Annotated in this window: 16 protein-coding genes; 6 read left to right on the top strand and 10 right to left on the bottom strand. The window is 36.9% G+C overall.

Annotated elements, in window-relative coordinates:
* Positions 1 to 147 precede the first annotated feature (147 nt).
* The 8 genes from lacG to BLR79_RS06720 form a co-directional block, all read right to left on the bottom strand.
* On the bottom strand, positions 148 to 1,551 hold the full coding sequence (lacG, locus tag BLR79_RS06755; protein ID WP_092086174.1) for a 6-phospho-beta-galactosidase: 1,404 nt from the start codon (positions 1,549 to 1,551) through the stop codon (positions 148 to 150).
* A gap of 17 nt (positions 1,552 to 1,568) precedes the next feature.
* Positions 1,569 to 3,293 (bottom strand): lactose-specific PTS transporter subunit EIIC, encoded by a 1,725-nt coding sequence (locus BLR79_RS06750; RefSeq protein ID WP_092086171.1) that lies wholly within the window; start codon positions 3,291 to 3,293, stop codon positions 1,569 to 1,571.
* Positions 3,294 to 3,302: 9 nt separating this feature from the next.
* A complete protein-coding gene (locus tag BLR79_RS06745; RefSeq protein ID WP_092086168.1) occupies positions 3,303 to 3,614 on the bottom strand; it encodes a PTS lactose/cellobiose transporter subunit IIA in 312 nt (103 codons plus the stop codon).
* Between the two features lie 31 nt (positions 3,615 to 3,645).
* Complete coding sequence (gene lacD, locus BLR79_RS06740; protein WP_092086165.1) at positions 3,646 to 4,614, bottom strand: tagatose-bisphosphate aldolase; 969 nt, start codon at positions 4,612 to 4,614, stop codon at positions 3,646 to 3,648.
* Positions 4,615 to 4,616: 2 nt separating this feature from the next.
* Positions 4,617 to 5,552 (bottom strand): tagatose-6-phosphate kinase, encoded by a 936-nt coding sequence (locus BLR79_RS06735; RefSeq protein ID WP_092086162.1) that lies wholly within the window; start codon positions 5,550 to 5,552, stop codon positions 4,617 to 4,619.
* A 16-nt stretch (positions 5,553 to 5,568) separates the two neighbouring features.
* Positions 5,569 to 6,084: a galactose-6-phosphate isomerase subunit LacB gene (lacB, locus tag BLR79_RS06730; protein ID WP_092086159.1), complete on the bottom strand. Its 516-nt coding sequence runs from the start codon at positions 6,082 to 6,084 to the stop codon at positions 5,569 to 5,571.
* Positions 6,085 to 6,108: 24 nt separating this feature from the next.
* A complete protein-coding gene (gene lacA, locus BLR79_RS06725) occupies positions 6,109 to 6,537 on the bottom strand; it encodes a galactose-6-phosphate isomerase subunit LacA (RefSeq protein ID WP_092086156.1) in 429 nt (142 codons plus the stop codon).
* A gap of 273 nt (positions 6,538 to 6,810) precedes the next feature.
* Positions 6,811 to 7,566 (bottom strand): DeoR/GlpR family DNA-binding transcription regulator, encoded by a 756-nt coding sequence (locus BLR79_RS06720; protein WP_092086153.1) that lies wholly within the window; start codon positions 7,564 to 7,566, stop codon positions 6,811 to 6,813.
* A 908-nt stretch (positions 7,567 to 8,474) separates the two neighbouring features.
* Here BLR79_RS06720 and BLR79_RS06715 point away from each other — a divergent pair.
* Together BLR79_RS06715 and BLR79_RS09420 are read left to right on the top strand one after the other, a co-directional pair.
* Complete coding sequence (locus tag BLR79_RS06715; protein WP_092086150.1) at positions 8,475 to 8,705, top strand: hypothetical protein; 231 nt, start codon at positions 8,475 to 8,477, stop codon at positions 8,703 to 8,705.
* Positions 8,706 to 8,710: 5 nt separating this feature from the next.
* A complete protein-coding gene (locus tag BLR79_RS09420) occupies positions 8,711 to 8,857 on the top strand; it encodes an IS3 family transposase (protein ID WP_092086146.1) in 147 nt (48 codons plus the stop codon).
* Positions 8,858 to 8,980: 123 nt separating this feature from the next.
* Here BLR79_RS09420 and pdxS read toward each other — a convergent pair whose 3' ends face one another.
* A complete protein-coding gene (pdxS, locus tag BLR79_RS06705; RefSeq protein ID WP_092086143.1) occupies positions 8,981 to 9,838 on the bottom strand; it encodes a pyridoxal 5'-phosphate synthase lyase subunit PdxS in 858 nt (285 codons plus the stop codon).
* A 134-nt stretch (positions 9,839 to 9,972) separates the two neighbouring features.
* On the opposite strand from pdxS, the gene pdxR reads away from it, so the two are divergent.
* The 3 genes from pdxR to BLR79_RS09415 all read left to right on the top strand — a co-directional run bounded on the left by pdxR (position 9,973) and on the right by BLR79_RS09415 (position 11,763).
* Positions 9,973 to 11,361 (top strand): MocR-like pyridoxine biosynthesis transcription factor PdxR, encoded by a 1,389-nt coding sequence (gene pdxR, locus BLR79_RS06700; protein WP_092086140.1) that lies wholly within the window; start codon positions 9,973 to 9,975, stop codon positions 11,359 to 11,361.
* 79 nt (positions 11,362 to 11,440) lie between these two features.
* Positions 11,441 to 11,692 (top strand): hypothetical protein, encoded by a 252-nt coding sequence (locus tag BLR79_RS06695; RefSeq protein WP_092086137.1) that lies wholly within the window; start codon positions 11,441 to 11,443, stop codon positions 11,690 to 11,692.
* A complete protein-coding gene (locus BLR79_RS09415; protein WP_092086134.1) occupies positions 11,671 to 11,763 on the top strand; it encodes an IS3 family transposase in 93 nt (30 codons plus the stop codon). Before BLR79_RS06695 ends, BLR79_RS09415 begins: the two co-directional genes overlap by 22 nt.
* 137 nt (positions 11,764 to 11,900) lie before the next feature.
* On the opposite strand, the gene BLR79_RS06685 is transcribed toward BLR79_RS09415, so the two are convergent.
* Positions 11,901 to 12,575, bottom strand: coding sequence for a helix-turn-helix domain-containing protein (locus BLR79_RS06685; RefSeq protein WP_092086131.1), 675 nt, complete (start codon positions 12,573 to 12,575; stop codon positions 11,901 to 11,903).
* Positions 12,576 to 12,971: 396 nt separating this feature from the next.
* Here BLR79_RS06685 and BLR79_RS09225 point away from each other — a divergent pair.
* The coding region (locus BLR79_RS09225) for an Ig-like domain-containing protein (RefSeq protein WP_143338801.1) at positions 12,972 to 14,594 on the top strand (1,623 nt) is incomplete at its 3' end.

The following is a 14,594-nucleotide window of genomic DNA, read 5'->3' as shown; positions in this document are numbered from 1 at the left end:
AACCTAATGTCCCATTTAGATACTCTTCGACAACCTTTAATTTGAATTCATATGAATACTTTTGTGACACAAAAATGACCCCCGTAAAGTTAGATTTTTAACTCTAACTTTCGGGGGTCACCTCACCCGCGTCTCCCTTTTTAGTTATTATTTAATTTCTTGAGTTGCTGCCAGTTCTTTGTACCAATAGGCACTCTTCTTAGGATAGCGTTCTTGCGTCTCAAAATCTACGTAGAATAGTCCATAGCGTTTTTCATAGCCATTAGACCAAGAGAAGACATCCATGAGAGACCAGATGAAGTATCCTTCAACCACAGCGCCGTCTCGTATCGCATCTGAAATGGCTTCTAAGTGTTGTTTCACATAGTCAATTCGTGCATCATCATAGACTGTTCCATCAACAAAATCATCCTTATAGCCTAATCCATTCTCAGTGATATAGATTTTCTTGTAATTCGGATAATCTTTTTTTACGCGCATAATCTGATCATACAAGCCCTGAGGATAAATCATCCAATCCCAATCCGTACGAGGGACATCAACATCAAATTCTCGCTGGCCGATACCTTTAATCTGATATTTAGATCCACCTTTATTTCCTTTAGAGTTATGTGTAATCTCTGTCTCACCTTCAAAGGCTTTCATCCAATCACTCATATAATAATTAATTCCAAGGAAGTCATTCATATCTTTGGCAACTTTTAAAGCTTCAAAGTCTTCATCTCTTAGATCTAACTGTCCACCGTTCACTGCGAGTATGTGATTCACACCATCCATTGTTTTCTCCGAATACTCTCCAAGATAAGTCGCATCCAGGATGAATTTATTATGGATGATATCCTCTAACTCCGCCGCACGTACATCTTCAGGGTTATCTGGGTCTAGAGGATACTTAGTTGGCAAGGCATGCACTACACCTATCTCACCGCTGTAGTCCGCTTCTTTATATAATTTGACCACTCTTGCATGGGCAACCATCATATTATGATGTGATTGGAAGACTTTAGCTAGATCATACTTAATACCTGGCGGGAATTTACCAACCAGATATTGTCCGTCCCCGATAGGTCCAATCTCATTAAAAGTTGTCCAGTACTTTACTTGAGTGAATTCTTTAAAGCAAAATTCTGCATAATCGACAAAGTGATCGATATTCTCTCTGTTCAAAAAGTCACCTTTAGAATGAAGTGCTTCCGGTGTATCAAAGTGATGGAGTGTTACAAACGGCTCCACATGTCGTTTAAGACATTCATTGAATAGATTGTGATAATATTCAACTCCTTTTGCATTCACTTCTCCATAGCCTGTTGGAAAAATTCGTGACCAAGCAATAGAGATTCGAATACCATTCACACCAAACTCTTCCGCAAGCTGAAGATCAACGGGATACTTGTGGTAGAAATCACTAGCAGGTTCCGCAGTATACCAGTAATTATCCTCCAGATACTTATCCCAAGCAACAGGCCCTTTGCCATCCGTCTTTGTGGCTCCTTCTGCTTGATAAGCTGCAGTTGCCCCACCGAAAATAAAGTTCTTTGGTAATGTTTTCATTAATTAGCCTCGATTCCTTATTGTAAATTCTCTTCAACAAACGCCAAAGCACCTTCACCATCACGCGTCAATGCTATATATTCCGCTCCGGCTGTCTTAGCCAGTTTGATGCCTAACTTATCCGTCTCTGCTTTCATATCCTCATAGTTAGAAGCGACTTGTGGTGCTAGAATAACAAACTGATATTGAGGAAGTATCTCGCGGTGAGCCCCATAGCTTCCGGCTGTAGCCTTAATAGGTCTATCAAATTCTTTGGCAGCCTTATTTAAGGCGTTAGCTAAAAGTCCACTCGTTCCACCACCCGCACAGAGTACCAGCACATTAGTTGGTTCTGTCACCTTAGCTACTGTTGTTGGTTCAGCTTTCACTGCTGTAGTCTCTTCAACCTGACTCTTCTCAAGAATTGCTGTAGCTTTACGTGTATCAAAGCTCTGTTCAACTTTGGCTTTTAATTCATCAGATGATGATACTCCAGACTCTTCTTCCGCTAGAATCTGACGGTCATAGACCTTCACGAACGGGTAGTAGATTAAGACATCCACGATGATTAAGACGGCAACCAGGATAAAAGATAAGATCTGGAAGTTCGTTCCTAACAAGATACCAAGCGGCGCTGGTGTCGTCCAAGGTAGATTCGCTGTGAAGCTATTCATTCCTAAGGCATCGATAAAGAATTTAAAGATCCAAACATTGGCAATCGGTGCAAAGATAAATGGCACAAAGAATACAGGATTCAAGACGATGGGTGCCCCGAACAAGATAGGTTCATTCACCCCAAAGAATGTGGGTATAACAGACGCGCGTCCTATGGCTTTATTACGCTTCGACTTAGTCAACCACATAAACATGAATGGAACAACAAGCGTTGCACCAGTACCACCCATTGTGACAATGAACATCTGAGTTCCAGATGTTAAGATCTTATCCGCATGTTCACCTGCTTGTAATAATTGTAAGTTCACATCAATGTTGGCATAGGTAATAGCTGCAATAGCTGGCTCAACAATTGAAGGACCATGAATCCCAATGAACCAGAAGAACGCATACGCACCAAAGATAATGGTAATCCCCAAGTAACCATCTGCGGCTTGGAATAAGGGTGCAAGTAAGGTACCAATAGATTCAGCGACATTTACGCCCAATGTGCTTCTTACAAATAACGAAACCGCATAAAGCATAACCACTGAGACAGTAAAAGGAATTAAGTCCTTAAACACTTGAGAGATATTAGGTGGCACTTCTTCTGGCATTGGAATCGTCACATTATTCTTCACACATACTTTATAGACATTGACTGTCACGAAAGCAGCGATAAAGGCTGTGATCAGCCCCTTCGTCCCCATGAATTCCGTTAAGAATCCACCTTCTTGGGCAGGATCGGCTGCCATTAACAAGAAGCCTACCATCGTTGCTAGCATGGTTGAGATATAGTTTATCTGATCCGTTGCATCCATATCTCGATTCATAGAATCGGTCAATGACTTTGCTGTCGTCCCTGATACAAAGAAAGCTAAGATTCCCATAGAATAGTTATAAGGGACCATTAAGAAATTCTCAACTTCAGGACTCCAGTGGAATCCCCATGCGTTTGGCACATAGGCTAGTAGAATAAATATACTAGAGAATAGAATTACTGGCATACTCGCGATAAAACCATCACGGATAGCACGGATATAGATATTACGAGAAATTTTCTCGAAGAAAGGTTTGGCTTTTTCAATCTGAGCAATTAATGTATTCATAGCTCTACCCTAGCCTTTCTTATAGAATCCAATTAAGTGATTAATTAGATCTTTAAGTAGTATGGTCGTCATCAGATGGTCTTGACCATGCATCATAATGACACTGTATTCAATCTCTTCGCCAGATGCTTCTTTAGCAAGGAGATCAGTCTGAGCATTATGTGCACCAACTATCGCTTCTTCAGCTTCTTCCACAAGTCTCTCGGCTTCGTCAAAGTCGCCATCTTTTGCTTTGTTCAAAGCATCTAATAGTTTAGATCGTGCTTCTCCTGCATAGGCAACAATTTCGAAGCCAATCATTCCCACTTCATCTTTGTTCATGTTAGTTCCTCCTTCTTCCAGAATACTTTTATTATAACCCAAAGTCGCAAGCTATTGCAGTACGATTAAGGACTTCATTCAGGTCTTCTATATTCTTTCTTCCTTCTGTCTGTAACCATTCACGAGCCGCTTCTTCCCCTTGTTCAATAAAGACTTGAACAGATCCTGCCCATGTTGCACGTCCACATAATACACCATTGAATCTCGCACCGGCTTCATAAGCGAATTCTAAAGTATCTTGGAATAATTTAGCACTTACACCAGCACTTAGATAGATATAAGGTAGGTCTGTTGACGCATCTTGTTCTTTAAAGGCTGCTTTGGCTTCTTCTTGAGTATGTAATACTTCTCCACTCGCAAATCCTTCTACATAATTCATGTTCACTGGCACTTCCACTTTAAGCACATCAACTCCAAAGCGATCTTGTGAGAATACTTTCATCGCACCATTCACTTTATGCGCTTTCACTTTAGCGAATTCAAGACTTCCGTTATCTTCAATATTTTCGTCGTATGTAAGAATTTCAAGGAAGAATGGAATATCCTCTGCCGCACATTCTGAACCAATTCTTTCCATATAGGCTTGTTTTTGAAGATTAACAAACTCACTTCCATCCACATCATAATAAAGTAGGAACTTAACAGCATCTGCTCCTTGTTCTTTAATGCGTTTTGCTGACCATTCCACTAAGCAATCTGGTAAACGATCGGTCGTCGTAGCGTCATATCCAGTCTTTTCATAGGCTAGTAATAATCCTGCATTATCATCACGTACTTTCGCAGCTGGTAGACCGTATTCTGGATCAAGTAGAATTGATGACGCATACGGTGTAAGTTCTTCTGATACAATTTCTTTTAATCGTTCAATCTGTTCAACGGTTGGCTCCTCACTTTGATACTTACTTATCATTCTCTTTAGAGCACCACGTTGGTCAAAGGCTAAGGCTGAGATAACGCCCTTATCATCAGTCAATTTGTTTAGGTAATCTAGTTTAGTCATTTTTATACTCCTCTAACTTGAATTTTATTGAATAAGGCCTCATAGTGATTCAGATTAACATGGCCTGTTATTTCTTCTTGAGCATTTAACATTCCTAAGACGTTTGCATGTTTCAATAGCTTCACATCGTCATAATTACGAGTGATTCCCGATACAATTCCTGCGACAGTCGAATCACCTGATCCAACCGGATTCACGATATCAATGGTTGGAATGTCTACTTTGTAATACAAATCATGATGTTTAGCAAAAGCACCTTCAGAACCGAGTGAGACAATGACCCACTCCACACCATTGAATAAGCTGTCTTGCAGTGCTTCTTTTAATAGATTTAAGTCTTTATCTAATTCTCTGCCTAGTAATTGTGATAATTCATCCACATTAGGCTTGATGACTTTTGGTTTATCTTCAGATAATAAACTTTGTCTTAAACTTTCTCCAGAGGTGTCTAATACCACTGGGACTTCCTTAGCATTAGCAATCGTAATGAGTTCAGCATAGTAATCTGTTGCTAAGCCTGAAGGGGTGCTACCCGATATTGACACAACTTCAGCATTCTTCAGCAAGCTTTCAAAATGATTTTTAAAGGCTTCTCCCTCTACATCTGAAATAGTCGGACCTGATTCAAGAATCTCTGTCTGCATTCCTTTATGTAAGATAGCAATGCAGTTTCTTGTATTTCCCTTAATCTGGTAAAAGTCATGATGAATAGCTCCTTGGTCTAATTGAGACTTAATATAATTCCCAAGGTCTCCTCCTACTAATCCAGTTGCTGTAAGATCTTCATCTATTTCTTTTAAGACTCTGGTTACATTCAAGCCTTTACCACCTGCAGACTTATTCACATTACTCACTCGATTGACATCATCCAATTTGAATGTTGGTAATTGATAAGCGATATCCACGGATGGATTCATTGTGACAGTTAAGATTGACATAAGGTCACCTCTTCACTTAATCTTTGTATTCGCCACGGTCCCATTTTTCAAGAAATTCTTTAAAGAAATCTGGGTCTGTCTGGTCTACTTCTGCATGATCTAATTGACTAATCTTGGCAATTAATTCTTTATTTTCCTCTGTTTCTTTATATTCAGCTGCAATAAAAGCATCAATAATATCACACATGAGTAATTCACCCGTAATCTTGCCACCAAAACCAATTACATTCGCATTCAATTCTTCTTTTGCATAGATAGCTGTTGACATATCACGAACTAAAGCTGAACGGATACCTGCTACTTTATTTACGGCGTTATTAATTCCTACACCAGTACCACAGATACAAATTCCTAGGTCTGCTTGGCCACTCGCTACAGCCTCTCCCACCTTTTTCCCGTAGATAGGATAGTGTGTTCTGACATTGTCATATGTTCCAAAGTCAAGGACCTCATAGCCTTGTTTCTTCAAATAATCAACTACAGCAATCTTTTCATAGGTTACAATATGGTCGCATCCAATAGCAATTTTCATTTTTTTCTCCTCCAGTTAATTTAATTAACACATCTTGTTCAGCATATCTACACGCACTTGATGGCGTCCACCATCATAGTCTGCAGATAAAAATTCAGTAGCAATATTCTTTGCTAATTCAGATCCAACAATATTGGCTCCTATGGTAATCATTCTTGAATTATTATGTTCACGCGTCATATAAGCAGATCGTTCATCAGAGACTTCAGCTGCAACCATCCCCTTAATCTTAGTCGCAACCATGAAACTCCCTGCGCCATACCCATCAATGACAATTCCTAAGCGTCCCTCTTCTTCGTTCACTTTCTTCGCAACAGCTAAAGTAGTATCTACAAAGTCAGCTATTAACTCTTCACTGACGTCGATTACATCATAGTTCTCATCTAATAGATGGGCTTTCACAATATCTTTTAACTGTTTACCGTCTTTATCCGCACCCAATATAACTTTCATCTTATTGCTCCTTTATGTCTGCTAATTTTGCTTTGCCTTTTTCCGTTCGATAGTAGAAAGCGTTTTCTGATTTACTATGCATATAATATAACATGAATGTTTAAAAAGTCAACACTTTTTAAACATAAATTGTTCAAATGGTGTTCATTAATTGTTTGAATGTTAATTTAATCGCCTTTATTGTCATAAAACTTTTTTTGATATACGACAAACTCCTTCCAAACTCAACTGACTTGAGTTTAGAAGGAGTTCACTTTAGTATTATGTATTTAGTTAAACGATTAATTCTGTGTATACTTGAATTGCTTGATTTTTATCCTCGTTAGATTCTTCCATAACTACCGCTGTAAGGTCAGATAAGTGACATAATTTAGAGAAATCCTCTTTCCCAACCTTTGACGAATCCAATAATAAATACCTCTCTACCGAGTGTTCTAATGCCATCTTTTGAGTATAGGATTCTGCGACAGATGCCGTCATGACAATCCCGTCTTTAACACCATTACCACCAAAAAACATCTTTCCGAACCGCATATTCTCCAAAGACATATTCGTTATCTCACCCACAAACGACTGTGTGACACTTCTCATCTCACCACCAAGTAGATAAACATGGAATGTCTCGGACTTTTTCTTTAATAGAATATTAAAGATGGGAAGGCAGTTTGTTACAATCGAAAGGGCTTGGTGATTAATCTCTTCTGCTAACAAAGCTGTGGTCGTCCCTGGCCCGATGAAGATAACATCCCCTTCTTCAATTAATTCAGAGGCCCTTTGAGATATATATCGTTTCTGGTCCGTATTCTTATCAAATTTATCTTCATGCGCGATTTCCTTATATTGAAACACACTATTACTACGAGCTCCACCATGGATTTTCTTTAATAACCCCTGATCATCTAACTCTTCTAAATCTCTTCTCACTGTCATATCTGACACATTATAGCGAGAAACAATCTCTGAAACTCTGACAGTTCCTTGTTCATTCACCCACCGAATGATTTCTTCATGTCTTTGATATTTATTCATACTCGTCCTCCTCATTGATGAACTCACCATACAACATTTTTCCAGAAAACTCTACACTTAATGTTTAAATTATAAACATTCAAACATTAGTATAGTCTCGATGTTTGAATGCATTCTGGATACATGTTTTAATTTGTCAGTTGAAATATACACCATGTTAAGTCGGTGTATGATCTTTATTCAATCAGGACTTATTCACTAAAAGTGATATCCCCAACCAACCGCATTGTTGTTGATTGACCGTCACGAACTCGATCCCGAACAATTAACAGGTTAAATTTCTCCCTATCCAAACCACCAACAAAGTATTTCTTATCGTTTAGTAAAGTGCTATAAACCGCTTTTTGTAGGGCTTTATTATAATAAAGCTATATTTTGTTCGATTTTGTTTTGAGTTTATTGCTGCTTAAACACCAAGTTTCTCGCCATATGAACACTTTTAATAAATAAATATACTGCAAGGTTTTAGTCTCCTTACAACACATTCTGAAATGTCCTGTGTACCCGATTTTGATACTCTTTTTATTTGCTGATTCTCTCTTCATCAACTTCAGCTTCGTGAAGAACTGCAGCAGCCTTATCAATTCCTATTACTCTTTCTTCAGATGCTGCTTCGTCTAGTCTTGCCTAGTTAGCCTCATAGAAATCATTCAAAAGAATGCACTTCAATATTCAGTATAAGCAATACATAAAGTCCTGAAAATACCAAGAAATACTTATTAAGAATCAATAAAAAGAAATACTCAAAGCCAAAAAGATGATGATTTAAAATTATAAAATATGATTTTAGATACATTTAATTCGAATAGAAAAAGCTTTGTTACAAGATGAATTAAGCATAATTTAAATGAAAAGGGTTCACTGTTTCCAGACGAAAGATAAATATAAACATCATCCAAAAGAAACTAATGAAAAATCAATTAAATCGCACTTTTAATAGAGAATTCATTGGTTACAGTGCAGGTAAAAATAAGCATGTGAATTTAGTGGTGAAGGCAAATAATAAAATGAATCATAATCTAAAACAAGTCGCACTATTTCATCCAGATAGAGTTAAGGAATTTGATAACAAATTGATAGATGAAGTATTAAAGACTCTTGAAATCGAGAAGATATTGCAATTGCAGGAGCATCGATAAAAGCATTGAAAACCGAATTTGTAAAACAGATGAAATTTGAAAACTCAGAACAGTTAGAAATAAAATTATTTGATTCTGTCAATTGGTACAACTGTTTTAGACCATATCTTCATTACAGTATTAAACATGAAATGTGTCTGAAAAACTGTTGACATTCCATTCAGAGTGGTGTTAAGTAACTCCCCAAGGAAGAGGAACTCCCAGACTGCCTAGGACAAAATAAAAAAAGTCAGTAGACCAAGCCCACTGACTTTTGAAACCCTTGTTTTTAATGATTATCGGTTAGACATGATGACTTTAATTTCGTCTTCATTAATACCTACCATTGCTTCGCCTAAATCAGTTGAGATTTCGACTAATTTGGCAGCATCTTTGTAATTGGCTACTGCTTCAACTATGGCTTTGGCACGTTTTTCTGGATTACCTGATTTGAAAATACCTGAACCAACGAAAACTCCTTCAGCACCTAATTGCATCATTAAAGCCGCATCCGCAGGTGTTGCCACCCCGCCAGCAGAAAAGTTCAATACAGGTAATTTACCCGTATCATGGACTTGCTTTAATAACTCGTAAGAGACACCTAACTCCTTAGCTTGGTTAAAGAGCTCATCATCTTGTAACGACACCACATAACGGATTTGTTCATGGATTTTTCTTAAGTGACTAACCGCTTGGCTGACATCCCCTGTTCCGGCTTCACCTTTAGTACGAATCATTTTAGCCCCTTCTTGAATACGGCGTAAAGCTTCACCTAAATCTCTAGCTCCACAAACGAAAGGTGTCTGAAATTGTTGTTTATTAATATGATAAACATGATCAGCTACTGATAAGACTTCTGACTCATCAATATAGTCAATTTGTAAACTTTCTAAAATTTGAGCTTCGACAAAGTGACCAATTCTTACTTTCGCCATGACTGGTATCGAAACTGCTGCTTGAATTTCTTTTATCATTCGAGGGTCACTCATCCGACTAATACCACCAGCAGCTCGAATGTCTGCAGGAACTCTTTCTAAAGCCATGACCGCTACGGCACCAGCTGCTTCAGCAATTTTAGCTTGTTCCACATTTACAACGTCCATGATTACGCCACCAGCTAATTGTTTATGTACTTCTTCAATGGATAGTTTCATTTTGATTGCTCCTTTATAAGTAATGTCTCCACTTTAACACCTTTTTGAATCTTTCTTAAGATGCAAAAACAGATATTTTTATGGGTCCAAATAGTTTTTTGTTGTATAATGGATGAGACGAAAGGAGGAAAAGCATGATTACGGTGAACTTTAACGAAGACCAACACTTATACTTACAAATAGTCGATGAAGTCATCCGGCAAATTGCCCAAGGACATTTAAAGAGTGGTGACCAACTCCCCTCACGGCGAGCCTTAGCAGATCATTTAAAAGTCAGTCTTAATACGGTCATTAACGCTTATGACCAACTGACAGATGAAGGTTATATCGTGCCGAGGGAAAGATCTGGTTATTATGTGGATTTACTAGAAATTGATATGTTGCCCTCTGAGAAAATTGAGACAAAGCCGTTAAAACATGAGAAGTCTATCATAAGTAAGGCCCGCCAATATACTTATGATTTTCACTTTGCCAATCGTGATATGGCTACTTTAAATCCTAAACAATTATTGCAGTATGCACCCGAAGCGCTAGCAAAAAGCGTAGTTAATTGTAATTTAAAAGATGACTTGGGAGCTTTCTCTTTACGTTTGGCTATTGCTAATTATTTACGTAAATATCGAGGAGTGATGACTTCACCTGACAATATCATCATTACAGGGGGGCATACGGCTAGCTTACAGACTCTATTTGCCTTATTAGAAGATGGGATTTATGCCTTAGAAGATCCTGGGTATTATAAAAATTTAGATCTCTTTACAGATTATCAGCAAAAGACTATTCGAATTCCGATTGATAAATATGGGTTCTCCGTTAAAGATTTGGAGACTACCTCCGCTAACATCGTGATTACTACTCCCAATCATCAGTTTCCCACTGGCATTATCATGGGGATGCGTCGACGTCAGCGTTTATTAAAATGGGCCTATCAGGCAGAAGACCGTTATATTATTGAAAATGACTACTATAATGAGTTCCGTCTTAAAGGCCGTCCTGTTCCTGCTTTGACTAGTCTGGATGATCAAGAGCGAGTCATTTTATTAGGCGCCTTTCGTCAAAGTATGGGGTCAATTTTTAAGATGTCTTATTTAGTTTTACCCGATCAATTAATGCAGAAATTCCATCAAGCTAAATTAAAAACCAGTGGTATTTCCAGCTTTGAGCAATATCTGATGACTGACTTTCTCAATTCTAACCATTTTCCTAAATATATTAATAGCCTGCGGACTAATTACCGTCGTAAGGAAAAAGCGGTTCTCGCAGCGCTTAACAAAACCCAACTCCCCCTAACCATTAAGGAAGCAGGGGCTGGACTTTTCTTCATTATTAACATTGAGGGTGAGATTCCACCGGATCACGTGATTCAAGCTAGACTAGCTGAAAATAAGATCCGCTTACAACCGGTCAACCACTATGCTAAATTAAAGAACCGGTTCGACAAAAGTTATATTTTAGGTTATGGTGGACTAGAGCTTGATGAAATTGATCAAGCTATTCAATCTTTAGTCGCTATTTTTAAATAAAGCAAAAGACTTAGTAAGCCAGCGAAAAGATGTGCCCCCGAAAGTTATAGTTAAGAACTAACTTTATGGGGGTTATCTTATGTCTAAAAAATATCGTTACGAATTTAAAATGCGTGTTGTTGAAGAATATTTCGAAGAAAAACTAGGCTATATGGCACTAGCGAAGAAATACAATATTTCTGCTAAAAGTCTCGTAAGGCAATGGGTTAACATTTTGAAAGAAAACAAAATTTTTCAAAATATGTCTCGAAAGGGAAATTATCTGGACAATTCACCGATGGAAAACTTCTTTGGTATTTTAAAAAAACAATGTATTATGGTGAACCTTTAATGATTTATAATCAATTAGAACAAAAGATAAATAAATATATTAACAAATATAATAACCAGCGAATAAAATAAAAATTGAACGGCATGTCTCCAGTTGAATACCGGAAACATACCGTTCAATTAGCTGCTTAGATAAAACTCCAACTTCAAGGGTTCACATCATTTCTGGAGCTTCGATTTTTTTAATCCTATTCATCTTACAGCTACCCTTATTTAGCAAATTCAATATGCTCATTTTCGGTTCCGGGATTTTTTTGGATAACCGTAAAGAATAAAGTCTTATGTTCTACCACATTTTCACCATAGGATTTAGAATAGGTAAATCTTGGCACTTTGTGAAATTGTATGACACTAATATAGTCTAATAATGTAAATAATCCAACAAATACACCGATACATCCCATGATTGTAATCATTCGTCTACTTCTTTTTACTATTAGGGGCTTTATTCTAATCGCTACGCCCATTAATAAAATGATGGCTCCAAATATTGAATAAATACTTCCCCAATTACTTTCGTTTGGAAAAATTGCTAAAGCAGAACTTATTATAAATGCTCCAAATACAATGATTAGTAGACTAATAAGTTTTTGTTTTTCAACGTTATTTTCATTTTTACTGTATTCTGCCATTTTTATGGCGGTTTCTCTTGTTTCATGATTTATAGTCTCTCTTTTCCTTTCGCCGTTAATTACTTCAGGTACGCTTACTTCATAATAATCCGCCAAATCAACCAGCAAACTGATATCCGGCATATTACTTCCCGTCTCCCAGCGGGAAATTGTCCTTCCTGATACATTCAAAACTTCCGCAAGAGCCTCTTGTGTAATTTTCTTTTCCTTGCGAAGTTCTTTTAAGAACTGACCAATTTTTATTTGATCCATCTTATGGCCTCCTCTCACCTACAGTTTATGTTATTTTTTTGTATTGGAACACGACACAGAGCGAGAAATCGTCCTATTCCTTCACTAGACACCCCTGTCTAAATGAATAATTCGTTCTTTTATAATACATTAAAGCGATTTTTTACGTTTTTACTACGACCTTTTAATAATTTCTTGCTCTTAACTACAACTGTTTTTGATGAATTGCAATAATTATTGCAATTCATCATATGAAATCTCTGTTGTTGATAAAGTCTATATAATTGTGTAAAAGTTAAAAGGCCATGTAACAGCCCTTTTACGGTACAATTTTTTTGACACTACCTAAAAATGTAAGTATAATATTTTATTACAGATGGTTATCTGATTATTTTAATAAAGGAGAAGTACTAAAGAATGAAGAAACAAACATTTTTATCAAATCGAGTTAATAAGTATTCAATTCGTAAATTCACAGTAGGTACTGCGTCTATCCTGATCGGATCATTAATCTTTTTAGGTAACGATGTTTCTGCTGCTGAAGCGGATGACAATTCATCAAATGAATCACTTAATGCAAATATAGAAACTAGCGCTGATGAAGTAAATAATGATGTATCAATTGAAGTAAGTGACGAAAAAAATGAAGTCAACAAAGACGAACAAGCAACTGAATCACTTTATGTAGATACAGAAACTAGTGCTGATGAAGTAAATAATGATATTCAAACTGCTGATAATACTTTAGAAGAAGACTCAACTGAAGAATTAGAAAAAGTCACAAATGAAGAAAACGGTTTAGAGGAAACTGAGACAGAAGACATTGAAAAACAACAAGAAACTGTAGTACAAAAAGCCAATGAACTATCTGAAAATAAAAATATCGAACCAATATCTAATTTATCACCGACAGGTAATAATGTTTCTAATGCAGTTAACGTTACAAACTTGTCATTAAAGAATAACAAAGATAGTAATGAGATTAATCCGAACCAGTCAGGTGGATTAAATTTGAGCTTTGATATTGATGTGACAGATAAAGCTATCCGCAAAGGTGACTTTTTTGAAATCCAGCTATCAGAAAACTTGAATTTTTATGGTGATTCTACATCAACTAATGTGCCGGCATTTAAAAATTCTGCAGGTGGAATTTTAGCAGAAGGTACTTATGATAAAGAAAATCATAAATTTACTTATGTATTCACTGATTTTGTAGAGAGCAGCATTAATATTAAAGGAAGAGCGAATTATTCATTATGGGTGGATCGTAAAAATGTTACGAGTCCAGGTAGAGAAACATTCTCTGTCGATGTTGCAGGTGATTCTACTTCAACAACTTTAGATGTTGTATTTACAAATTCACATCATAATGTAGATTCATTTTTAACAGAAGTTGATCCATATGGTACTAAATTTGAACAAACAGTGTATGTGAATCCTCACCACCAACAATTATATGGTACTAAATTAACAATTAAAGCAGATTGGATTGGTGTAAACAGTCCTTCAGAAGCAAGAATTAATCCTGAAAACACAACGTTTGTAGGGTATAGAGTACCTAAAAATAGTCAACCAGGATTCCCTTCTAGTTTTGGTTTTGATAAATCCAAATATGAACAGGTTAGATTAAAGCCGACCTTTGGTGTAGATAGTAACGGTGTTGAGTATGTTGAATTTGATTTTGGGAATAATACATCAGACGGTACAGGTTTTATTGTCGTTATGGAAAGCAAAACCACTGGTAAAGATGGAAAATTAAGAGTTGGTGCAGAGATTCGAACAGGTGACGGCAAACGTAATTATTGGAACAATGAACATATTGTAAAACCATCTTTAGGAGAGATTGATGGTGAGGTTGTAGGAACGTTCCAAGAACACCATAACTATTATGATGTAGAAAAAGACTTTGACGGTAAAGAAGTTAGCCGTAAAAAGAACGAAGAAACATCTTATACTGGAGACCAAACTAAAGGTACAGAAGAAGAAACATTCACAACAGGTAAAGACGAAAAAGACGGTTATAAATTCACAAAAGTTACA

The organism is Dolosicoccus paucivorans (assembly GCF_900100125.1).
In the GTDB taxonomy this organism is placed as follows: domain Bacteria; phylum Bacillota; class Bacilli; order Lactobacillales; family Aerococcaceae; genus Dolosicoccus; species Dolosicoccus paucivorans.
The sequence above is the reverse complement of the archived record's forward strand: the minus strand, read 5'-3'. Positions and strand labels throughout refer to the sequence as shown.

Coding starts and splice junctions, on each gene's coding strand:
- lacA (WP_092086156.1), bottom strand. CDS start 6,537: ATGAAAGTTATATTGGGTGCGGATAAAGACGGTAAACAGTTAAAAGAT.
- lacG (WP_092086174.1), bottom strand. CDS start 1,551: ATGAAAACATTACCAAAGAACTTTATTTTCGGTGGGGCAACTGCAGCT.
- lacB (WP_092086159.1), bottom strand. CDS start 6,084: ATGAAAATTGCTATTGGATGCGACCATATTGTAACCTATGAAAAGATT.
- lacD (WP_092086165.1), bottom strand. CDS start 4,614: ATGACTAAACTAGATTACCTAAACAAATTGACTGATGATAAGGGCGTT.
- BLR79_RS09415 (WP_092086134.1), top strand. CDS start 11,671: ATGTATTATGGTGAACCTTTAATGATTTATAATCAATTAGAACAAAAG.
- pdxS (WP_092086143.1), bottom strand. CDS start 9,838: ATGAAACTATCCATTGAAGAAGTACATAAACAATTAGCTGGTGGCGTA.
- BLR79_RS06735 (WP_092086162.1), bottom strand. CDS start 5,552: ATGTCAATCTTAACTGTCACAATGAATCCATCCGTGGATATCGCTTAT.
- BLR79_RS06715 (WP_092086150.1), top strand. CDS start 8,475: ATGAAAAATCAATTAAATCGCACTTTTAATAGAGAATTCATTGGTTAC.
- pdxR (WP_092086140.1), top strand. CDS start 9,973: ATGATTACGGTGAACTTTAACGAAGACCAACACTTATACTTACAAATA.
- BLR79_RS06685 (WP_092086131.1), bottom strand. CDS start 12,575: ATGGATCAAATAAAAATTGGTCAGTTCTTAAAAGAACTTCGCAAGGAA.
- BLR79_RS06720 (WP_092086153.1), bottom strand. CDS start 7,566: ATGAATAAATATCAAAGACATGAAGAAATCATTCGGTGGGTGAATGAA.
- BLR79_RS06750 (WP_092086171.1), bottom strand. CDS start 3,293: ATGAATACATTAATTGCTCAGATTGAAAAAGCCAAACCTTTCTTCGAG.
- BLR79_RS06745 (WP_092086168.1), bottom strand. CDS start 3,614: ATGAACAAAGATGAAGTGGGAATGATTGGCTTCGAAATTGTTGCCTAT.
- BLR79_RS06695 (WP_092086137.1), top strand. CDS start 11,441: ATGTCTAAAAAATATCGTTACGAATTTAAAATGCGTGTTGTTGAAGAA.